Here is a 19,845-nt window from a genome sequence, read left to right on the forward strand (position 1 = left end):
CTACTCGTCGACGATGACGTCTTCCTGCGTCGCCGCGAGGACCTCCTCGACGGTGGTGATGCCCTTGAGCACCTTGCGCGCCCCGTCGTCGCGGAGCGTATCCATGCCCTGGGAGATGGCGACCCGCTTGATGCTCTGCGCGTCTGCGCTCTTCAGGATGAGCGGACCCACGGCGTCGTCGATGACCATCAGCTCGTAGATGCCCCGCCGGCCGACGAAGCCCTTCTGGTTGCAGGCGTCGCAGCCCCCGGGTTTGTAGAACACGGCCCGGTCGAGGTCCTGCCCGATGTAGTCATATTTCTGCCCGTGCACGCTGTAGCGGTTCGAGACCTTGCGCCGCACCTTCCAGGCGATCCGGTCCTGGTCGAGGCCGAGCTGCTGGAGCTCGTAGTCCGAGGGGTGGTAGGCGACCTTGCACGTCGGGCAGAGCAGGCGCACGAGGCGCTGGGCGAGGATGCCGATCACGCTGCTCCGCACGAGGAACGGCTCGATCTCCATCTCGACGAGGCGCGTCACGGCGCCGGCCGCGTCGTTCGTGTGGATGGTCGAGAGCACGAGGTGGCCGGTCAGCGACGCGTGGATGGCGATCTCGGCGGTCTCCTTGTCGCGGATCTCGCCGACCATGATCACGTCCGGATCCTGGCGGAGGAACGCGCGGAGCGCCGAGGCGAAGGTGAGCCCGATGCCGGGGTGGACGTGGATCTGGTGGATGCCGCCGATCTCGTACTCGACCGGGTCCTCGGCGGTGAGGATGTTCCGGCTCGGCTCGTTGATCCGGTTGAGGCAGGCGTAGAGCGTCGTCGTCTTGCCGCTGCCGGTCGGGCCGGTGACGAGGATGATGCCGTCCGGCCGCTGGATGAGCGAGTCCATGATGGCGTACTCGCGCGGCGCGAAGCCGAGGTCGTCGAGCCCGAGCAGGACCGACGCCTTGTGCAGGATGCGCATCACGATCCGCTCGAAGCCGCGGCTCGTCGGCACCGTCGAGACGCGGATGTCGACGCTGTTGCCCGCGATCTTCAGGGTGATGCGGCCGTCCTGGGGCAGCCGCTTCTCGGCGATGTTGAGCGACGCCATGATCTTCACGCGGGCGATGATCGGCGCCATGAACTGCTTCGAGGCGCGCTTCGCGATGTAGAGCTCGCCGTCGATCCGGTAGCGGACGACGACGTCGCGCTCCTCGGGCTCGATGTGGATGTCGCTCGCTCGCTCGCGGACCGCCTGCGCGAAGAGGCCGTTGACCCAGGCGATGATCGGGGCGTCGTCGTCCGAGTCGATGATGTCGACGAGGTTGTCCTCCTCGAGCGCCGTGTCGCCCTCGAGCTTCGCGCCGCCGTCCTCCTTGCGCTCCCAGATGCGGTTGATCGCGTTCAGCACCGCGTCGCTCGTGGCGACCGCGATCTCGACCGGCTTGCCGAACAGCGCCCGCACGTCGTCGATCGCGGTCGTGTCGAGGGGGTCGGCGACCGCGCAGTAGACGACCCCGTCCTGCTCGGCGAGCGGCAGGATCTTGTGCTGCTTGGCGTAGGTGATCGGCACCCGGCTCGCGAGCTCGAGCGGCACCGCGTCGATGTCGATGCGCGGGAGGAGGCCGACCTCGCACTCCTCGGCGAGCGCCTTCGCGATGCTCGCCTCGTCGGCGATGTTGGAGGAGACGATGAGGTCCGCGAGCAGCTGTCCCCGCTCGCGGACGGTGTCGTAGAGCGACGCGAGCCGCTCCGCGGGGACGACGCCCCGCCGGACCAGGATCTCGCCGAGGTACTGCTGCTGCTGCATGCTCATTCGACGCGCTCCATCTGCCGTCCGCCGATCGGCCGCCGCGGGCGCGCCGGCGGCGCCGCCCCGTTCGGCGGCGGGGGCGGGGGCACGTCGCCCTCCATGTCGACCATACCAGGCGCCATCGGCCCGCCGGCGGCGCCGGCCTTGCCTCCGAACGTCGGCAGCCCGACCGGCTCCACCGGCGCGTGCTCCTGCGGCACCCTCGGCCGCGCCTCCTCCTCGAGGCGCGCCCGCTCCTCCTCGGTCAGGATCGACTGACGGATATCCTCGACGAGCCCGTTCGCCCGGCTGAAGTCGCGCGGCGGCTCCCAGGCGGCGCTGTCGCTGAAGACGAAGTAGCGATCGATGAACTCCTGTCGCTCCTGCATCTTGCGCTCGAAGATGGCCCGGAGGTCCTCCTGGTCGCGGATGACGTAGGGCGTCAGCACGAGGAGGAGGTTCGCCTTGGTCATGGTCTTGACCCGCTGCCGGAACAGGAATCCGAGCACCGGGATGTCCCCCAGCACCGGGATCTTGGTCTCCTGGCTGGTCTGGGCGTCGCGCACCAGGCCGCCGATCACGACGGTCTGCTGATCCCTGACGACGAGGGTCGTGCTCGCGGTGCGCTTGTTGATGGGGATCGCGCCGAGCGCGCCCAGGGGGGCGCCGGCGTCCGAGATCTCCTCCGTGAGCTCCAGCCGCACCTGATCCGAGTCGTTGACGTGGGGGATGACCTTGATCTTCGTGCCGACGTCCTGGCGCGCGGCCGTGCCGCCGAGCCCGCCGAGCCCGCCGAGCAGGCCGCCGAGGCCGCCGAGCCCCGCCGCGCCGCCCGCGCCGCCCGCGAGGCTCGCGAGCTGGCCGAGCCCGCCGCCGCCCACGTTGGTCTGGAGCGGGATGTTCTGGCCGATCGAGATCTCGGCCGGCACGTTGTCGGTCGCGAGGATGTGCGGCGTCGCGAGGATGTTGGAGTCGCCGTCCTGGGCCAGCGCGTGGAGGACGACGCCGAACGCCGGGATCGAGATGCCCGTCCCGAGGATGTTGCTCGTGCCCTGGATCTCGGGGCCCCGGACGCCCAGCGCGAGCGCGCCGAGCTGCGTCGGCAGGCCGCCGACCGAGGGGACGATGTTGTTGCCGCCGTAGACCACGCTGTCGTCCTCGGCCTGGCCGGTGAAGGGCGCGCCGGCGTGGTAGCCGATGCCGAAGTCGAGCGAGCGCTTGACGTCCACGTCCATGATCACGGCCTCGATGAACACCTGCCGCCGCGGCTCGTCGAGCTGGTCGATCACGGTGCGCAGCTGGGCGTAATCGTGGGGCGACGAGGTGATGAGGAGCTTGTTGCTCGCCTCGTCGCAGGTGACCTTGACCTGGCCCTCGAAGATGTCGTCGGTCGAGCCGGGCACCGCAGGCGCGTTGCGCGCGGCCGCCCTGCCGCCCACGGCGGCGCCGCCGCCGCCCCCGCCGCCGCCGAGGACCTGGTTCAGCGTCGCCGACAGCTCCTTGCAGCCGGCGTGCTGGAGCGAGAGCACGTGGACCTGCCCCTCCCCCGACTGCGGCACGTCGAGGCGCTTCAGGATGCCGAGGACGCGCAGGTAGTCCGGCTCGGAGGCGGTGATGATGAGCGAGTTGGTCCTGTCGTCCGCGATGATGCGCGCGCCGGTGCCGCCCGCGCCGGGGCCGCCCCTGCCGGCCCTGCCGCCGCCGCCGCCCGCCCTCGGGTCCACGATCTCGTTCAGCTTCGTCGCGACCTCCGCGGCGGAGCCATAGTGGACCGGCTGCACCCACAGCTGGTCGCCGGCGCCGCCGACGTCGATCTCCTCGACGATCCGGAGCATGCGCTGGATGTTCGACCCGGTGTCCGTGATGATGAGCAGGTTGCCGGGCGGGTAGACGGTGACGTCGCCGTCCTTCGATTTGAACTTGGTCAGGACGCCGCCCGCGTCGTTGGCGTCGATATGGGACAGCCGGTACAGGCGGGTGACGAACCGGTCCTCCGCGGGCACGGGCGCGGCGGTGCCGAACACGGGGGTCGTCTCCGAGACCGCGCCGGGCGTCTCCACGATCTTGAGGAAGCGGCCGTGGGGGATGACGGTGAGGTCGTTCGAGGCGAGGATCGACAGGAACGCGCTGTACGCCTCGGCGACGGTCACCTTCTCCGGCGCGTACACCGTGGCCTTGATCTGCCGGAGCTTGCCGCCGTAGATGAACCTGCGCCCGGTGATGTTGCTGATCGCCTTCACCAGCTCGGGCAGGTCGGCCTCGTCGAGGTTGAAGCTGACCTTGTAGCCGCCGGGCTTCGGCTTGAACTCGATCTCCTGGACCCCTTGCTTGACCGCGGCGAGCGGGTCGTCCCCCGGTTCTCCCGCGGCGCCCGCCGCCCCCGGCGCGCCTGCAGCGGGAGCGCCCGCGCCGGGCGCGCCCGGCGCTGTCGGGGGGGCCCCGGCGCGGCCGGGCGCCGGCGCGCCCTGGCCAGGGGTCCGCAGCACGGGGGTGCTGCGATTCGCGGGCTGCGCTGCCGCCGGCGGGGCCGCCGCGGCGAGCACGAGCGCCGCCACCGGCGCGGCGAGGAGCCTCCTCTGGAGGCAGCAGGATCGCTCGAGGGTCGTCATCACCATCAGTCGGCTCGATATTCTCTGCGTGAGGTTGGGTTGGGGGGCGGCGCCGCTCAGTCGGCGCTCGGCGCGCTTTCGCGCTCGGCCGGCGAGGGGGGCCGCGGCCGCTTCGAGCGGGATGTCCTGCCCAGGGCGCTCTTGCTCGTCCCGGTGGTGGCCTCGCCCTCGGCTTCTTCCGCCGCGTCCGACGCGGATCCTTCGGCGCCGTGGGGCGGCAGGACGGCCCTGGCGACCGACACGAGGACCAGGCTCATGACCCCGACGAACGTGAGTGAGCCGAGGACGAACGTGCCGATATACACCAGCGTTCGCCGGAGCAGGCTCCCCTCGTTCAATCTACCTATCCATCGCGCCATGCCACTACCCTGCTTTCGTCCCTGGAATTCAGTCCGCAGCGCTCATTTGATGTTGAAGTCGATGTTCATCGGCTTGCCCTTGCGGTTGACGCTCACCGTGAGCCGGTCCGCCGTCCGGAGCCGCGCATAGGCCTCGAGGGCCTTCTGCGGATCGCTCATCTCAAACCCGTTGATGCTGGACAGCCGATCTCCGTTCTCCAGCCCGAGCGTCCCGAGCAGCGAGTCCGGTCGAATCCCGAAGAGACGGATGCCGACCACCTTGTCGCCCTCCTTTTCGGGGACGATGCGCGCAGAGCGCATCAGCTCGCCCTGGTTCTCGAGGATCTGGTCGACGGCGCTGCGCTCCACGTTGAACTCCGTCTCGCTCACCCGCTGGATCTTCGAGGCGATCTCGGGCGGGACCTTCTTGCCGCCGCGGGCGGTCGGCTTCGACGTCGTGGTCGTCGGCGCGGGTGTGGACGCCGGCGCCGCGGCGGTGCGCGCGCCAGCGTTGTTGCCGCCCACGATGGACTGGCACCGCGAGCTGCCGGAGGTCAGCCAGACCCGGTCCCACCCCACGTAGTAAACGGTCTGCCCGCTGATCTCATCCCCCTGCCGCCGCAAGATCGCCTTGCCGTCCGAGCCGGCCATGGCCGCGAACGACCACTCGGGATCGTCCGCCTGCGTGATGAGCAGGACGCGGGCGCCGTCGCACGACGGGTCCGCGTACGGGTCCTTGTTGTTCATCTCCGGCTGGACGTTCGGGAGCTCGACCGGCTTGCCATCGAGCGGCCCGGTCACCGAGTCGAACGGGTTGCGCGAGAGGATCGGCCCGGCGTGCGTCGCGTGGTCCGTGTTCGCGGTCGACCCGAACGTCGGCGATCGCGCCGGCGGGCTGACCGGCGCCGGCGGCGCGTCGACCGCGACGCTCGAGGCCACGAGCTGACCCATGCCAGACGCCTGGAAATAGGCGGCAAGCGCGATCAGCGCGCCCAAGAGCCAGGGAAAATACCGCTTCAGGATCGCGTCGATGCCCATGCGCCCATGCTCCTCTAAGCGGGTTCCATGCCAGGGGTCAATCGCTGGCAGTTCCCCCGGCTTTTCACGAAAATTCGGGGGCTGCCCCGCCAAGGTGACGCACCCGAGGCGCGCGGGATAGCCCCCTCTGCCAAAGTGACAAATGGATTTTCACGGGGGGTGCCGGCGCGCCGGAGCGCGCCCGGTCCGCCGGACGGCGCGCGCGGGGTCACTCCAGCTCGCCGAGCTTTCGGTAGATCGTGCGGGTGGAGATGCCGAGCAGCTGCGCGGCCACGGACTTGTCCCCGCGGGCGTGCCGGAGCGTCTCGCGGATGAGCCTGCGCTCGACCTCGTCGAGGGGTGTGCCGACCGAGAACGTGAGCGAGCTCGGCTCGGCGGGGGCGGCCTCGCGGATGAAGTCGGGCAGGTCGTCGACCGAGAGCTGGTCGGCGCGGCAGAGCACCACGGCGCGCTCCATCACGTTCTCGAGCTCGCGGACGTTGCCCGGCCACGTGTAGTCGGTCAGGCGCGCGAGCACGTCGCGCGGCGCCTCCAGGCGGGGGCGGTTGTTCTTCGAGCAGTAGACGCCGAGGAAGTGGTCGACGAGGAGCGGGATGTCCTCGCGCCGGGTCCGGAGCGGGGGCGCCGTGATCGCGATCACGTTGAGCCGGTAGAACAGGTCCTCGCGGAAGCGGCCCGCGGCGACCTCGGCGCGGAGGTCCTTGTTGGTGGCCGCGACGACGCGCACGTCGGCGCGGACCGTGTCGCCGCCGACGGGCTCGTACTCGCCCTCCTGCAGCACGCGGAGGAGCTTCACCTGCACCGCCGGCGAGAGCTCGCCGATCTCGTCGAGGAACAGCGTGCCGCCGGCCGCCTTGGCGAAGCGGCCGTCGCGCTTCGCGAGGGCGCCGGTGAACGCGCCGCGCTCGTGGCCGAAGAGCTCGGCCTCGAGGATGGTCTCCGGGATGGCCGCGCAGTTGACCGCGACGAACGGCCCCCGCGACCGCGCGCTGCGCTCGTGGATGAAGCGCGCGAGCAGCTCCTTGCCGGTGCCGCTCTCGCCGAGCACGAGCACCGTGGCGCTCGAGGGCGCCGCCTGGGTCGCGATGTCGAGCACGCGGCGGAGCGTCGGGCTCGAGCCGACGATCTCGCGCTTCATGAGCAGCTTGATCTCTTGCCGCAGCGAGCGGTTCTCGGCGACGAGCGACTGGCGCTCGGCGGCCTTGCGGACGCTCTTGATGATCGTCATCCGCTTGAGCGGCTTCTCCACGAAGTCGTAAGCGCCCTCGCGCATGGCCTGGACCGCGGTCTCGACGGTGCCGTACGCGGTCATCATCACGACCTCGGTGTCGGGCGCGAGCTGCTTCAGCGCGCGGAGCAGCTCGAGCCCGCTGACCCCGGGCATCATGAGGTCGGTGAGGACGACCTCGACGCGGCGGCTGCGCACGATCTCGAGCGCCGCCTTCGCGCTGTCCGCCGTGATGACGCGCATGCCGTCGCGCTGGAAGATCTTCTCGATCGAGGCGACGTTCGACGGCTCGTCGTCGACCACGAGGACCGTCGGCGCGCCGGGCGGCGGCGCGGCGCCGGCGGGCGGCGGCGCGCTCGGGGGGGCTCCGATTTGTGCCAGATCGTCAGCCATGCGTCACCATGTCACAGGCGGCGCCGACGTGTCCAGATGAGCACGGGTCTGACAACGTCCGGGCCGGCGGCTGACAAACTGACACGGCGACCTCGTCGCCGCGGCGCCCGGCAGAGATCGCAGGGTTCTCAGCGGATGAGCTTCGACAGGTGCTTGAAGTCGTCCGTTCCGGCGACCCTGAGCCAGTCGAAGACGACGGTCTCGGCGGTGGTGATGGTGGCGCCTGCGGCGCGGCAGAGGTCGAGGCCGGCGAGCCGGTGGTCGTCGCGGCGCGAGGCGACGCCGTCGAGCGGCACGTGGACCGCGACGCCGCGCGCGGCGAGCTCGCGCACGGTCTGGAAGACGCAGACGTGCGCCTCCATGCCGACGACGATGGCGGCGCGGGGCGCGCGCTCGTTGAAGGCGCGCTCGAAATCGAGCGCATCGCAGGCGGAGAACTCCAGCTTGTGGATGACCGGCGCGCCCGCGTGGGCGAGCTTCTCGGCGATGGGCGCGACCGTGCGCCCGAGCCCGGCGGGGTACTGCTCGGTCGCGATGACCGCCGCGCCGAGCCGCCGCGCCGCCTCGATCAGCACCGTGGCCGCGCGGGTCAGGGCGTCCATCTGGGGCGCCGGCATCGCGGCCGCGAGCTTCTCCTGGACGTCGATGACGATGACCGCGCTGGTGGAGGGCTCGATCCTTCGCATGGCTACCTCGTGGTCCGGAAGCTCCTCAAGAACCGGAGCAGGTCGCTCCGCAGGTCGAAGCGGAGCAGCGCCTCGCCGATGACGGCGCCCCCGTCGCCGACGAGGACGCCGGGCAGGAGGGTCATCGACTCGAGGAGATCGCCCGGGCGCACGGTCTTCCGGCCGGCGAACGCGCAGCGGCGGCCGTCGTTCGCGGTGAACTCGAAGGAGTAGGGCAGGGTGCCGGTGCGCGCGAGATCGAGGCCGAGCCGCCCGGACAGGTAGCGGTGGTCGGCGAACCCCTCGGCGTCGATCTCGCCCTCGATCTCGACCTCGGGCCTGCGCAGGAAGTCGAGGAGGCGGCGCGAGCGCGCGCGGATGGTGAACGACATGGGCCGCTCGTCGGCGGGGGACTCGACGAGGTGGAAGCTCCCGGCCATGGTCTCGCAGAACTCGAAGCCGCGCATCACGCCTCCGCCCATCACGCCTCCGGGGGCGCGCCGCGGGGCGGCGCCGGCAGCGGCGGGCCGGCCGTGGCCTCCGTGAAGTCCTCGGGCGGGAGCACGAGCCGCTCGACGCGGCGGCCCGCGGCGAGGGCGTCGACGATCTCCGGGATGTCCGCGGGGGTCACGCGCCCGTAGAAGTAGCCGTCCGGCTCGACGGCGATGACGGGGCCGACCCAGCAGACGTCGAGGCAGCTGGCGGAGCAGGCGCGCACCTCGAGCTTCGCGAGGCCGCGCTCGGCGAGGGCGGCCTTGAGCTGCGCGTGGATGCCCTCGGCGCCGCGCTGGGCGCAGGAGCCCTTGGGGACCCCGTCCGGGCGGCGGTTGACGCAGACGAAGAGGTAGCGTTTTCGCTGGGGCACGGGGCGAATCCTCGTGCGTGGCGGGCGCCAGGTCAAGCTGGGCGCCGGCGCAGCGCCAGGTTCACGAGCCCGATCGGCGCCACGACGAGCACGAACGCGAAGCCCACGGCACCCACCGCGAGCCCCGCCAGGCTCGCGAGCGCGAGCCAGAGCACGTCGAGCGCCGCCGGGCTGGAAGACGGCGCATCGACGCGCATCTCTCCGCGGAGATCGCCCACCGTGCGGCCCAGCAAGTCCTCGAAGGGGCGGCCGTACAGGCTCTCGCTGCGGCGGCCGCGGAGGAACGCGCGCACCGTCCGGCGCGGGGCCGAGAGCAGCCCCGCGAAGAGACCGCCCAGGTTGAGCTGCCACGCCGCGACGAAGTCCTTGCAGCCGGCGCCGAGCTCCCAGGCCGAGATCTCGAACTCGCCGATCGTGTTCGTGTCGTAGCCCGTGAGCACGTGGTGCAGGTCGTGGTACCCCACGGCCCGCACGCGCGCCTGGGTGTTCGGGAACGGGACGGGCAGCGGGCCGAGCTTGAAGTCGACCCACGCATCCCCGTACCCGCCGTCCGCGCCGAACCGGTTCACCTCGAAGTAGATCGCCCGCGCCTCCCGCATCGTGAGGCCTTCGTCGTAATGCACAAGCGCCATGGCACCACCCTCGTTCAATGACCTAAGTCACTGACCATGGTCATTCGTCGAGGCTGATCTGTCAAGGGAATCCGGCTTGACTCGAGGACAGGTGCGGCAACACATTGCGCGAGCGATGAGCAGGGTCAGTCAAGGAGCGGCGAAGCGCCGGAAGGGAGCCGCCTCGCCGGACGCGCCTCCGGTGCCGGCGTCCGAGCGCGGCGGTCGCGCCCAGCAGAAGCTCGACACCCGCCGCCGGATCCGGGACGCCGCGTGGGCGCTCTTCACCGAGCTCGGTTACGACGGCACGACGACCAAGGCGGTGGCGGAGCGCGCGGAGGTCGCGGCGGGGACGGTGTTCGTGCACGCGCGCGACAAGGCCGACCTGCTCATGATGGTGATGCACGACCGGCTCGCGGCCGCGGTCGACGCGGCGTTCGAGACGCTGCCGCGGAGAGAGCCCCTGCTGCCCCAGCTGCTCCACGTGTTCCAGCAGCTGTTCGCGATGTACGGCGAGCAGCCGGTCGTGTCGCAGGCGTTCGTGAAGGCCTTCCCCGGCGCGTCAGGCCCGAACGGAGAGCGGCTGAACGCCCTCACGTTCGCGTTCCTGCACCGCATCGCGGGCCTCGTGCGCGACGCCCAGGCGCGCGGCGAGGTGGGCTGCGACATCGACCCGCTCGCCGCGGCGCACAACGTGTTCGCCCTCTACTTCGCGGCGCTCCTGTCCTGGCTCAGCGGCTTCGTGACGCTCGGCGCAGCGCTGGACCCGGTGCTGAAGAACGCCCTCGCCCTCCAGTACCGAGGGCTCCGGGCATGAGGCACCGGCCGGTCGCGCCGCCTTCGGCCCGCGCCCTCGCAGCGTCAGCGCGCGCTTCGCTCCGGTAGGCCGGCGCGGAGCGCGGCGAGCACCTCGGCGTGGGCGCGCGGATCGCCGGCGGCCACCACATCGCCGGCGCTCGCGGCGTCGAGCGGGCGCCCCTCCCAGTCGGTCATGATCCCGCCGGCGCCGGTGATCACGGGGACGAGCGCCGCGAAGTCGTGGAGCTTGAGGCCGTGCTCGACGACCACATCGATGCTGCCGCTCGCCACGAGGCCGTACTGGTAGCAGTCGCCGCCGTAGCTCAGGAGCTTCGCCCGGGCCGCGACCGCCCCGAAGGCGCGCGCCGCCGCCGGCGGGAAATACTGCGGGCCCGTGGTGGAGAGGCGCGCCAGGGAGAGCCCCGCGCAGGCGCGGACGCGCGCCGGGCTGCCGTTCCAGAGCGTCGGCCGGCCCAGGGCGCCGAGCCAGCGATCGCCGAGGACGGGCTGGTCGATGACGCCGAGCACCGGCCTCCCCCGGTGCAGCAGGGCGATGAGCGTGCCGAAGAGCGGCTTGCCCGTGAGGAACGCCTTCGTCCCGTCGATGGGATCGAGCACCCACACGAGCTCCGCCCCGTCGTTCTCGCGGCCAAGCTCCTCTCCCACGATCCCGTGGCCCGGCGCGCGCGCCGCGAGCAGCTCCCGTATCGCCGCCTCGGCCTCGCGATCCGCGACCGTGACCGGGCTCGCGTCCGCCTTGTCGTCGGCCTCGATGCCCTTGCGGAAATACCGCCGGATCACGGCGCCGCTCGCGTCCGCCAGCCGCTCGGCCAGATCGACAAGGTCTTGGGAAGGCGTCATCGTCTCCGTCCTCCTCTGAGGTCCCCGCGGAGCGACCTCAGGGCCCGATCCAGTACGCGCTGCGCGCGCGCACCGCAACGGGCGCGGAGCGAGGCTCAGGCCCGGTGCGCAGTCACGCCCACCTCACCCGGGCGGCTCGAACCCCACGGCGGGGACGCCCGCCGGGACATCGGCGTCCGCGCCCGGCGGCGGCGCGTTGGCCCCGCGTCAGCGCCGCTTCCGCGGATCGCCCCGGAGGATGGGGTACGCCATCAGGAGGCTCAGCCACACCACCAGGAATTTCGGATCGGCCAGCGTCTCGAACGGGATCTCGAAGCGCTCGTTCGTGGACTCCACCTTGCGCTGCTGCGCCTGCGCCGCCGCGGGGCCCACGACCTCGGGCAACCGCCTCCTGCCGCCCTCGAGGCTCGCGCCGCCGGCCGTGGGCAGCTTCGGCAGCAGGGCGCCCTCGGCCGCCAGCGCCTGCTCCTCGGGCGTCCGCCGCGTCGAGAGATCCGGATCGATGATCACCGCCGCCGGATCGAGCCCCTCGGGACGCTCGGCGCCGGGCTCCTCGGGACGCTCGGCGCCGGACTCCTCGGGACGCTCGACGCCGGAAGGCTCCGCGGTCGCGATCCGCGCGTCCCCTTCCGGCTCCTCGGGGCGGTCCAGCGGGGCGTAGCGCGGCGCGATCTCGCCCCGCGTCCGGTCGCGGAGCTCGACCGTCACCCGGGTCGGGATGTACAGGCGCCGCACCTCCTCGACCGTGACCACGGTGTCCTCGGCCGACCCTCCGGCGAGCTCGGGCACCTTCGCGCGCGCGGCGTCGATCGCCGCCTGCTCCGCGTCCATCGCGGCCTTGCAGCTCGGGAGGGACGGGTCGAAGTCGAGGCCGACGGCGCTGCTGCCCCCCTTCCTCTGCTCGGGGCTCGCCGTGCACTCCTGGAGCACGCGCTCCGCGACGGCGTCGTCCTCCCGGTGCAGGAGCCCGAGCGCGAGCTCCTTGCGATCGTCGACGCTGTTCGCGACCTCCGGCCGGCCGACGAAGCGGTAGCGCACGCGGAGCGCGACGTTGCGCTGCCCCGACGCCGTATCGACGACGGTCACGGCCTCCTTGACGAGGTTGTCCGTGGTCGCGCCCTGGACCTCGCGCCGGCTCACCATCACCCGGGACCGCCGCAGCCCCGTGAACACCGAGCGCGTCTGTGCCCGCACGCGCTCGAGGATCTTGAAATCGCTCGTCTCGGTCGGGACGTAAACGTAGCCGTCGAACTCCAGCCGAGCGGGCGGGCGCTTCACGTTCTCGTTGCCCGCCGTCTTGCCCCGATCGCCGCACCCCGCGAGCGCCACTACCCCGACGAACGGGATAACGCGGAACACTGCACGGAGAAGTGCTACCACAACGGATCTCCCCGACGGCGAGGGTGCAATCTCGGTGAATCTAGCGCCGCCGCCCTTCTGACGAAACCCTTACCCTCCGGAAAAGCCGAGCGAGGATGCGGGGATCGCGGTGCAACGACCTGAACGTCAGGACCCGGCGCGCAGCGCCCGACCTCGGGTCAGGTCTCGACCTGTGACCCCGTGAGCCCCCACCTCGGGAGCGAGCGCCGTCGCTGGTGAGCCCCGTTGCGTCAGCCGCCTCGCGAGCGCCGTGGAGGGGGAGAGCGCCGAGCAAGGTGACGCCTCGCGGCGTGGTCCGCATGTCGCTCCGCAGCGCGCCAGGGGATTGCCCTTTCGAAAATCGGATCCATTTGGTCGCCGAGATGAACACGGAAAGCCAGAACCCCGAAACCAGCGGTGCCACGCCCTCTGCCGAGCCCACGGGCGCGGCTCCGGGCCCCCAGCCGCCCGCGTCGACCGCGTCCAGGGAGGCCACGGCGGCCGGCGCGGTCGAGCTCCCCTTCCAGGCCGAGGTGCAGCAGGTCCTCGCGCTGGTCATCAACTCGCTCTACGCGAACCAGGAGGTCTTCCTGCGCGAGCTCATCTCGAACGCGTCGGACGCCCTCGACAAGGGCCGCTTCCTGGCCCTCACGCGCGAAGGCGTCGCCGAGCAGGCCGGCGAGCCCGCGATCCTCATCACGCTCGACGACGACGCCCGGACCCTCACCATCGAGGACAACGGCATCGGGATGACCCGCGACGAGGTGGTGGAGAACCTCGGCACCATCGCCCGCTCGGGGTCCCTGGAGTTCCTGAAGGCCAACGCCGAGGCCGCGAAGCAGAAGAAGGACGGCGGCAAGCTCCAGCTCATCGGCCAGTTCGGCGTCGGTTTCTACGCCGCGTTCATGGTCGCCTCGCGCGTCGACGTGCAGACCCGCTCGATGCTGCCGGGCGCCGAGCCCGTCCTGTGGCGCTCGTCCGGCGCGGGCTCCTTCACCGTGGCCCCCGGCGACCGCGAGCACCCCGGCACGAAGATCGTCCTCCACCTCAAGGAGGACGCGCGCGAGTACACGAAGGTCTGGCGGGTCAAGGAGATCATCCGCAAGTACTCCGACTTCGTTCATTTCCCCATCAAGGTGAACGACGAGGTCGCGAACCGCTCGGCCGCCCTCTGGACGCTGCCCAAGTCGCAGATCACCGAGGAGCAGCACGCGGAGTTCTTCCGGCACGTGACCGGCGGCCACGAGGGCGACAAGCCGCTGCTCACGGTGCACCTGTCGATCGACGCGCCCGTGCAGTTCCACGCCCTGCTCTACGTGCCCGAGAAGGCGGCGGCGGACATGTTCCACAAGGACCGCAGGGCGATGCGCCTCTACGCGAAGCGGGTCCTCATCGTCGAGGAGTGCGACAAGCTCACGCCGATGTACCTGCGCTTCGTGCGCGGCGTCGTCGACTCCGAGGACCTCTCGCTGAACGTCTCGCGCGAGATGCTCCAGGAGAACCGCACGCTCTCCCAGATCGAGCAGCAGATCGTCAAGCAGGTGCTCAAGTCGCTGAAGGACCTCTCCGAGTCGGATCCCGAGCGCTACGCGACCTTCTGGAAGGAGTTCGGCCGGGTCGTCAAGGAAGGGGCCACCAGCGACTGGAAGAACAAGGACGCGATCGCCGAGCTCTGCCGGTTCGAGTCGATGAACACGGAGGACGGCAAGTTCATCTCGCTCCGCGACTACGTGGAGAAGATGCCGGAGGGGCAGAAGGAGATCTATTACGTGACGGGGCTCGGCCGCCGCGCGGTGGAGCAGAGCCCGCACCTCGAGGCGTTCCGGAAGCGCGGCTACGACGTGCTGTTCCTCGTGGATCCGGTCGACGAGTGGCTGGTGAAGGCGCTGAACGAGTTCGACAAGCGCCGCCTCAAGAGCGTGACGCACGGCGACGTCGACCTCGGCGGCGAGCCGGAGAAGAAGGACCAGCCGGAGGAGCCCGTGGACGCGGCCGTGGCGGCGGTCAAGGCGGCGCTGGGCGACCGGGTGAAGGACGTGCGCATCTCGCGGCGCCTGACCGACAGCGCGAGCTGCCTCGTCGCCGCCGAGGGCGACCCAGGGGCGAACCTCGAGCGGATCATGAAGCTCATCGACCAGAGCACCGAGGAATCCAAGCGGATCCTGGAGCTCAACCCGGGCCACCAGGTGGTGAAGAACCTCAACATCCTGGCAGGGCGCGAGCCCGGCTCGGAGCGGGTGCAGCAGTGGTCCGAGCTCCTCCTCGACCAGGCCCTCCTCGTCGAGGGCGTGGTGCAGGAGCCGGCGAAGCTCGTCCGGCGCATCCAGGACCTGCTCGCGCAGGTGAGCACGGCGGCGGTCAGCAGCCAGCCATGAAGCGGCGGGCGAGCTGAAGAGGAAGCCGCCAGGACGCCAAGCACGCCAGGGGGAGAAGTCCTCTTGGCGTGCTTGCTTCCGGGCTCCGGCGGCCTTTCGGTTTCTTGGCCCGGATCGGGCGCCCGGGGTACGCGCGGGTGGCATCGGACGAGGTCGCCAGGATGTCCCGCTTCGCAACTCCCTCGCTCAGCCGTCGGACCTTCCTCCATGCGCTCGGCGCGGCGGGGGGCGCGGTGGCCGCGCCCGGGCTCTTCGGGCCGGCGCCGGCGCTCGCCAGGGCCGCCTCGAAGGTGAAGCGCGTCGAGGCCTCGGACCTCGGCGTGACGCTGAAGCTCGAGCTGTCGCACGCGCCGTTTCCCTGCGACGGGGCCCCGTACAGGGACGCGACGGTGCTGGTCTTCGTGCCGGCCCACTACCGCGCGCCGGAGAGCGGTGAGCTCGACCTCGTGATGCACTTCCACGGTCACGTCACGACCGCGGAGCGGGCCATCGCGGCGCACAAGCTCCGCGAGCAGCTCCACGAGAGCAAGCAGAACGCGGTGCTCGTCGTGCCGCAGGGCGCGGTGAACGCCGCCGAGTCGCCCCCGGGCCAGCTGGGGCAACCGGGCGGCCTCCGGCGGCTGTGCGGCGAGCTCGCCGCGGTGCTCGCGGGCCCGTCGGCGCGGCGGGCGCTCGGCGACTGCGCCGTCCCGAGGCAGGCGAAGCTCGGGATGCTCTGCCTGTCGGCGCACTCGGGCGGGTACCGCGTCGCGGCCGCGTGCCTGCGCCACGGCGGCTGCGAGGTGAACGAGGTGTACCTGTTCGACGCGCTGTACGGGGAAGTCGACGCGTTCCGCGACTGGGTGCTCGCCCGGAAGGACAGGTCGGGGCGGGACAGGCACAAGCTCATCAGCCACTTCGTCGCGGGCGACGTGCGGCGGCTCAACCTCGAGCTCGAGCGCGCGCTCGAGGCCAGGGGCGTCGCCTGCCTGCACGAGCGCCGCCCGGGCGAGCTCTCGCGCAAGCAGCTCCTGAACGGCCGCGCCATCTTCATCGAGACCCCGCTCGCGCACAGCGCGGTGACGTTCCAAGAGAACGCGTTCCGCGATTGCCTGTTCGCGTCAGGCCTCCGCCGCCAGCTCCGATCCAGCTGGTTCAAGAGGAAGAACGAGCCGCGCCAGATCGACGTGCGCCCCCCGTCCTGAGGCGACCCGCCGGCGCCCGCCGGCGGGCGTCAGCGCCGGGCGCGGCGGCGGGCGTCAGTGCCGGAGCGAGACGTCGGCCAGCGCGAGGCGCGCGTCGTTGATGTACGCGCTGTCCGGGAAGCGGCGAATGAACGACCGCAGCGTCGTCTTCGCGTCGTTCCAGGCCTGGATGTCGAGGAGGCACTCGGCGAGGAGGAAGGTCGCGTCATCCATGACCTCGCGGTCGGGCGACGCCTCGGAGAGCGTCATGAGCAGCGGGATCGCGTCGCGCTGCCGGTTCAGCCTGCGGTAGGCGCGCGCCAGGTTGAGGCGGGCCGACGGGGTGTGCGACGCGGTCTCCTTCTGGCGGATCGCGTCCTCGAAGGCGACCGCGGCCTCGTGCCAGCGGCCCGTCCGCATGTGATCGAGGCCCGTCTGGTACGATTTGATCGAGAGCTCCGAGCGCGCCTTGTCGACCGAGTCCGTGAAGAAGGCGAGCTCGGCCCGGGTGAGCGGCGCCTTGCGCAGCACCTCGAACCCCTCGAGCACCTCCTGCCGCCGCTCGGCACGGATGAGCTCGTAGAAGGCCGCGGCGTCGCTCTCGGCCTTGGCGCGCGCGTCGTTCCGCTGCTGCATCTCCTTGAGATCCGCCTCGTGCTTCGCGATGCGGTCCCGGGCGCCCTTCGTCTCGGCCTGGACGGCGTCGACGCGCGCGTCCCAGGCGAGCTTGACCACGCCGATCACCACGATCACGAAGAGCAGGTTCGCGCTCGCGCTGTTCCAGAAGGCGCGCCGCTCGTACACCATCTGGCGCTTGGAGATGCTCTTGAGGTCCGCCGCGAGGGCGTTCGTGAGGTTGTTCGTCTTGATGATGAGCCCACGGGATTCCACGATCTCACGCTTGATCTCCCGGAGCTCGTCGTCGAAGTCGTGCATTTTCAGGTCCTGAAACCGCGCGCTGTGCAGGGGGCCGCGCTCGTGCTAAGGGGGCCGCGACGCGGACCCCTCAGCCGCGCCCCGGAGGCCGCGAAGGCGAACTCCCGGGCCGCGCCAGGGGGCCGATGACGCGGATCCCCGGCCTCGCCGACAGGCCGCCCTTACGCTACCAGGAAGCTCTGCCCATGGACACAAGCGACATCCGAAAAGGCCTCAAGATGATGGTCGACGGCCAGCCCTACTCGGTCATCGACTTCCAGTTCGTCAAGCCGGGAAAGGGGCAGGCGTTCACCCGCGTCAAGATCCGGAACATGGCGACGGGCGCGGTGCTCGAGCGCACGTACAAGTCGGGCGAGAAGCTGGAGCCGGCGGACGTGGAGGAGCGCAGCCTCCAGTACATCTATCCCGAGGGCACCGACTTCGTGTTCATGGACGCGGCGACCGGCGAGCAGCTCACGGTCCCCGGCGAGAAGATCGGCGACGATTCGAAGTGGCTGAGCGACGGGATGTCAATCGATGTGACCCTGTTCAACGGGCAGCCGATCGGCGTCAGCATGCCCCCGCACGTGGTGCTCCAGATCGTGACCAGCGAGCCGGGCGTGAAGGGCGACACGGCGAGCGGCGCCACAAAGCCCGCCACGGTGTCGACCGGCGCGACCGTGAACGTCCCGCTCTTCGTGAAGGAGGGCGAGTGGATCAAGATCGACACGGCCGACGGCAAGTACCTGGAGCGCGTCAACAAGGGCTGACCCTCGGCTGACCCCCGGGGCCACGGCCGCGGGGGTCACTTCGCCTCGAAGATCACCGCGGCCGCGCCGGCGACGCACGCGACGCGGGCGCCTCCGTTGGCCGGCGCGCACGCGGTCGCCTGCGCGAGGTCGCCGCCCGACCAGAGGCGCGCGGCGCCGCCGGCCGTCGCCACGAGGAGCCCGCCGGCGGCGGGGACCGCGAGCGTGGTGCCGTCCGGCGACCGCGCCGCGCCCTGCGGGGCGGGCGTGGTGAGCGGGAACGAGAGCGCGGACGAGGCCGGCGCGGCCGCGCGCAGGTCGATCGAGACCAGCGCGGCGCCGAGGGCGATGTCGAAGCCGCCCTCGGACGCGGCGAGCGGGGAGTACGGCAGCCGCTCGGTCCCGGCGCAGCGCTCGGCCGAGGCCGCGCCCGCCCGGGCGCGGGGCCCCTGGCCGCGGAGCAGCGGGAGGGGGACCTCCATCTCGCCGACGGCGTCGGGCGAGCTGCGGAAGAGCGCGAGCAGCGTGGGCGCGTCGCAGCGCCGCTCGACGGCGACGAGCTCCGCGGGCCCGGCGCGGACGGCGGTGGGCCAGGGGGGGATGTCCGTCGCGGACTCGGTGGACGCGGCGGGGTCGACGCGGACGACGCCCTGCGCGGTCCGGACGAGCAGGGCGCCGCTCGCCTCGAACGCGAGCGGGCCGAAGGCGCCGGGCCGGGTCGGCTGCGGGGCGGCGGCGGTGCGGTACACGGCGCTCGGGGTCACCGGCGGCGCGAGCTTCGCGAGGAGCTTGCCTTCCTCCTTGGTGCGGGGCTCGGCGCCGCCGCCGTCGAGCGCCGCGACGGCCGCGAGCGGCGCGCCTCGCGTCGACGCCGCGACCGCCTCGGCGTGGTCGATCGCCGCCGCGAGCCCCGGCTCGCCGCAGCGCACCGGGCCGGCGCCCGTCCAGACGCGGGCCTCGCCGGCGCGCGCGGCGTCGCGGCCGGCGATCGCCCCGCCGCCGCCCGCGGCGTCCGCGCAGAGGACCGCATAGAGCCGGCGCAGCCGCTGGGCGGAGGCGGCCACGGCCGGCGCGGTGGATTTGCCGCGCGCGTCGCGGAGCAGGGAGGCGGCGAGGGCGCGCAGCGTCTCGCCGGGCTGCGCCGCGTCGCGCGACAGGCCGGCGGGGCGATCGAGGAAGACGAGCGGGGCGCGGAGCTCGGAGGCGGCGCCCGCCGGGGCGGGGAACGGACGCAGCGCGCCTTCGATTCCGACGGAGACGACGAGGTCGTCGCGGCCGTCCGCGTCGTGGTCGGCGACCTCGAGGGCGGCGGAGAGCGCTTCCGCCGGCGGCGGCGCGCGGAGGCGGAGCTCCAGGGCGAGCTCCGGCGGCGCGCCCGCGCCCGCGGCGGACCCGGGCAGGCGGATCACGGCGATCCAGCGCGTGGCGCCCGCGCCGGCGGCGCGCTGCGGATCGGCGCACTGCGGCGCGAAATCGAGGGCGAGCGTCGAGGGGCCGATCTGGCTGAGGCCGACGCGCGGGGTGCACCCCTGCGGGGCGAGATCGCCGGGGAGCGCGGTGAGCGTGCGCAGCGCCTGGGGCCGCGCGGCGGGCGCGAACAGGAGCTCGCCGCGCAGGCCGTCGGGCGCCCGCGTCCAGGCGACGAGATCGCGCGCGCCGTCCCCGTCGAGGTCGAGGAGGAGGCCGGTCTCGAAGGTGCGCCCGGTCGGCGCGGCGACCATGGCGCCGCCGTCGAGGGGCCACCGCTTGCCGCCCTCGGGCGCCGGGACGCTCGGCACGGCCGCGAACCGGGGCGGGGCGGCGGCGTCGGGCGCGCCGGCGTCGGCCTTGAGGCCCGGGTCCGGGGCGCCGGGGCCGACGCCGCTCAGCGGGGGCGGGGAGCCGGAGGGCGCCGCCGAGCCGAGCGTGTAGGGCGTGTAGGGCTTGGAGCTCGGGCAGCCGTCGCAGCCGGTCGCGGCGAGGAGCGGGAGCAGGGCGGGGAGGAGCTTCGAGCAGGATCGATCGGGCATCGCGGGCGGACCCGCCGGAGCAGCGGCGTGCGGCGGGCCGCGCAGGCGTAGCACGGGCGGCGCGCGGGCGTCGTGGAGCCGGCGCGCCCCGGGGCCGGATGGCGCCGGCGCGCG

At 72.3% G+C, this 19,845-nt stretch carries 17 protein-coding genes; 4 read left to right on the plus strand and 13 right to left on the minus strand.

The features are described 5' to 3' along the window. The 9 genes from gspE to WMF36_RS47025 all read right to left on the minus strand — a co-directional run bounded on the left by gspE (window position 1) and on the right by WMF36_RS47025 (window position 9,523). Complete coding sequence (gene gspE, locus WMF36_RS46985; protein WP_437577398.1) at window positions 1-1,779, minus strand: type II secretion system ATPase GspE; 1,779 nt, start codon at window positions 1,777-1,779, stop codon at window positions 1-3. Continuing rightward, the gene (gspD, locus tag WMF36_RS46990) at window positions 1,776-4,370 is read right to left on the minus strand and encodes a type II secretion system secretin GspD (protein ID WP_437577399.1); all 2,595 of its coding nucleotides are present in this window, start codon (window positions 4,368-4,370) and stop codon (window positions 1,776-1,778) included. The genes gspE and gspD overlap by 4 nt, the downstream gene beginning before the upstream one ends. A 50-nt stretch (window positions 4,371-4,420) precedes the next feature. After that, on the minus strand, window positions 4,421-4,702 hold the full coding sequence (locus WMF36_RS46995; protein ID WP_437577400.1) for a hypothetical protein: 282 nt from the start codon (window positions 4,700-4,702) through the stop codon (window positions 4,421-4,423). 63 nt (window positions 4,703-4,765) lie between these two features. Next, a complete protein-coding gene (gene gspC / locus WMF36_RS47000) occupies window positions 4,766-5,740 on the minus strand; it encodes a type II secretion system protein GspC (protein WP_437577401.1) in 975 nt (324 codons plus the stop codon). Window positions 5,741-5,948: 208 nt separating this feature from the next. After that, entirely contained in the window at window positions 5,949-7,361 is a 1,413-nt protein-coding gene (locus tag WMF36_RS47005; protein WP_437484878.1) for a sigma-54-dependent transcriptional regulator, read from the minus strand. 128 nt (window positions 7,362-7,489) lie between these two features. Then, on the minus strand, window positions 7,490-8,047 hold the full coding sequence (locus tag WMF36_RS47010; protein ID WP_437577402.1) for an isochorismatase family protein: 558 nt from the start codon (window positions 8,045-8,047) through the stop codon (window positions 7,490-7,492). 2 nt (window positions 8,048-8,049) lie between these two features. Further along, window positions 8,050-8,508 (minus strand): hypothetical protein, encoded by a 459-nt coding sequence (locus tag WMF36_RS47015; RefSeq protein WP_437577403.1) that lies wholly within the window; start codon window positions 8,506-8,508, stop codon window positions 8,050-8,052. After that, window positions 8,508-8,891, minus strand: a complete 384-nt coding sequence (locus WMF36_RS47020) for a (2Fe-2S) ferredoxin domain-containing protein (protein ID WP_437484884.1) — start codon at window positions 8,889-8,891, stop codon at window positions 8,508-8,510. Before WMF36_RS47020 ends, WMF36_RS47015 begins: the two co-directional genes overlap by 1 nt. A 32-nt stretch (window positions 8,892-8,923) precedes the next feature. Beyond that, entirely contained in the window at window positions 8,924-9,523 is a 600-nt protein-coding gene (locus tag WMF36_RS47025; protein WP_437577404.1) for a hypothetical protein, read from the minus strand. Window positions 9,524-9,638: 115 nt separating this feature from the next. Between WMF36_RS47025 and WMF36_RS47030 the strand changes: the two genes are divergently transcribed. After that, window positions 9,639-10,319 carry a TetR/AcrR family transcriptional regulator gene (locus WMF36_RS47030; RefSeq protein ID WP_437577405.1) on the plus strand — a complete coding sequence of 227 codons (681 nt, stop codon included), beginning with the start codon at window positions 9,639-9,641 and terminating at the stop codon, window positions 10,317-10,319. Between the two features lie 44 nt (window positions 10,320-10,363). Here the strand turns inward: WMF36_RS47030 and hisN are convergent, their stop codons facing one another. Together hisN and WMF36_RS47040 are read right to left on the minus strand one after the other, a co-directional pair. Continuing rightward, window positions 10,364-11,161, minus strand: coding sequence for a histidinol-phosphatase (hisN, locus tag WMF36_RS47035; RefSeq protein ID WP_437577406.1), 798 nt, complete (start codon window positions 11,159-11,161; stop codon window positions 10,364-10,366). Window positions 11,162-11,368: 207 nt separating this feature from the next. Next, window positions 11,369-12,520, minus strand: a complete 1,152-nt coding sequence (locus WMF36_RS47040) for a hypothetical protein (protein ID WP_437577407.1) — start codon at window positions 12,518-12,520, stop codon at window positions 11,369-11,371. A gap of 383 nt (window positions 12,521-12,903) precedes the next feature. Here WMF36_RS47040 and htpG point away from each other — a divergent pair, with 383 nt between their 5' ends. Next, window positions 12,904-14,895 (plus strand): molecular chaperone HtpG, encoded by a 1,992-nt coding sequence (htpG, locus tag WMF36_RS47045; protein ID WP_437577408.1) that lies wholly within the window; start codon window positions 12,904-12,906, stop codon window positions 14,893-14,895. Window positions 14,896-15,056: 161 nt separating this feature from the next. Next, window positions 15,057-16,079 carry a hypothetical protein gene (locus tag WMF36_RS47050; RefSeq protein WP_437577409.1) on the plus strand — a complete coding sequence of 341 codons (1,023 nt, stop codon included), beginning with the start codon at window positions 15,057-15,059 and terminating at the stop codon, window positions 16,077-16,079. A gap of 54 nt (window positions 16,080-16,133) precedes the next feature. On the opposite strand, the gene WMF36_RS47055 is transcribed toward WMF36_RS47050, so the two are convergent. Then, window positions 16,134-16,994, minus strand: a complete 861-nt coding sequence (locus tag WMF36_RS47055) for a tetratricopeptide repeat protein (protein ID WP_437577410.1) — start codon at window positions 16,992-16,994, stop codon at window positions 16,134-16,136. Between the two features lie 185 nt (window positions 16,995-17,179). Between WMF36_RS47055 and efp the strand changes: the two genes are divergently transcribed. Continuing rightward, entirely contained in the window at window positions 17,180-17,743 is a 564-nt protein-coding gene (efp, locus tag WMF36_RS47060) for an elongation factor P (RefSeq protein ID WP_437577411.1), read from the plus strand. A 35-nt stretch (window positions 17,744-17,778) separates the two neighbouring features. Here the strand turns inward: efp and WMF36_RS47065 are convergent, their stop codons facing one another. After that, the gene (locus WMF36_RS47065) at window positions 17,779-19,731 is read right to left on the minus strand and encodes a hypothetical protein (RefSeq protein ID WP_437577412.1); all 1,953 of its coding nucleotides are present in this window, start codon (window positions 19,729-19,731) and stop codon (window positions 17,779-17,781) included. Window positions 19,732-19,845: the final 114 nt, after the last annotated feature.

It is taken from the genome of Sorangium sp. So ce887 (assembly GCF_051521455.1).
GTDB lineage: Bacteria > Myxococcota_A > Polyangia > Polyangiales > Polyangiaceae > Sorangium.

What these genes read in the sequence shown, in the direction of transcription:
- gspE (WP_437577398.1), bottom strand. Translation starts at nt 1,779, where the DNA reads ATGAGCATGCAGCAGCAGCAGTACCTCGGCGAGATCCTGGTCCGGCGG.
- gspD (WP_437577399.1), bottom strand. Translation starts at nt 4,370, where the DNA reads ATGGTGATGACGACCCTCGAGCGATCCTGCTGCCTCCAGAGGAGGCTC.
- gspC (WP_437577401.1), bottom strand. Translation starts at nt 5,740, where the DNA reads ATGGGCATCGACGCGATCCTGAAGCGGTATTTTCCCTGGCTCTTGGGC.
- WMF36_RS47005 (WP_437484878.1), bottom strand. Translation starts at nt 7,361, where the DNA reads ATGGCTGACGATCTGGCACAAATCGGAGCCCCCCCGAGCGCGCCGCCG.
- WMF36_RS47010 (WP_437577402.1), bottom strand. Translation starts at nt 8,047, where the DNA reads ATGCGAAGGATCGAGCCCTCCACCAGCGCGGTCATCGTCATCGACGTC.
- WMF36_RS47015 (WP_437577403.1), bottom strand. Translation starts at nt 8,508, where the DNA reads ATGGGCGGAGGCGTGATGCGCGGCTTCGAGTTCTGCGAGACCATGGCC.
- WMF36_RS47025 (WP_437577404.1), bottom strand. Translation starts at nt 9,523, where the DNA reads ATGGCGCTTGTGCATTACGACGAAGGCCTCACGATGCGGGAGGCGCGG.
- WMF36_RS47030 (WP_437577405.1), top strand. Translation starts at nt 9,639, where the DNA reads ATGAGCAGGGTCAGTCAAGGAGCGGCGAAGCGCCGGAAGGGAGCCGCC.
- hisN (WP_437577406.1), bottom strand. Translation starts at nt 11,161, where the DNA reads ATGACGCCTTCCCAAGACCTTGTCGATCTGGCCGAGCGGCTGGCGGAC.
- htpG (WP_437577408.1), top strand. Translation starts at nt 12,904, where the DNA reads ATGAACACGGAAAGCCAGAACCCCGAAACCAGCGGTGCCACGCCCTCT.
- WMF36_RS47050 (WP_437577409.1), top strand. Translation starts at nt 15,057, where the DNA reads ATGTCCCGCTTCGCAACTCCCTCGCTCAGCCGTCGGACCTTCCTCCAT.
- WMF36_RS47055 (WP_437577410.1), bottom strand. Translation starts at nt 16,994, where the DNA reads ATGCACGACTTCGACGACGAGCTCCGGGAGATCAAGCGTGAGATCGTG.
- efp (WP_437577411.1), top strand. Translation starts at nt 17,180, where the DNA reads ATGGACACAAGCGACATCCGAAAAGGCCTCAAGATGATGGTCGACGGC.
- WMF36_RS47065 (WP_437577412.1), bottom strand. Translation starts at nt 19,731, where the DNA reads ATGCCCGATCGATCCTGCTCGAAGCTCCTCCCCGCCCTGCTCCCGCTC.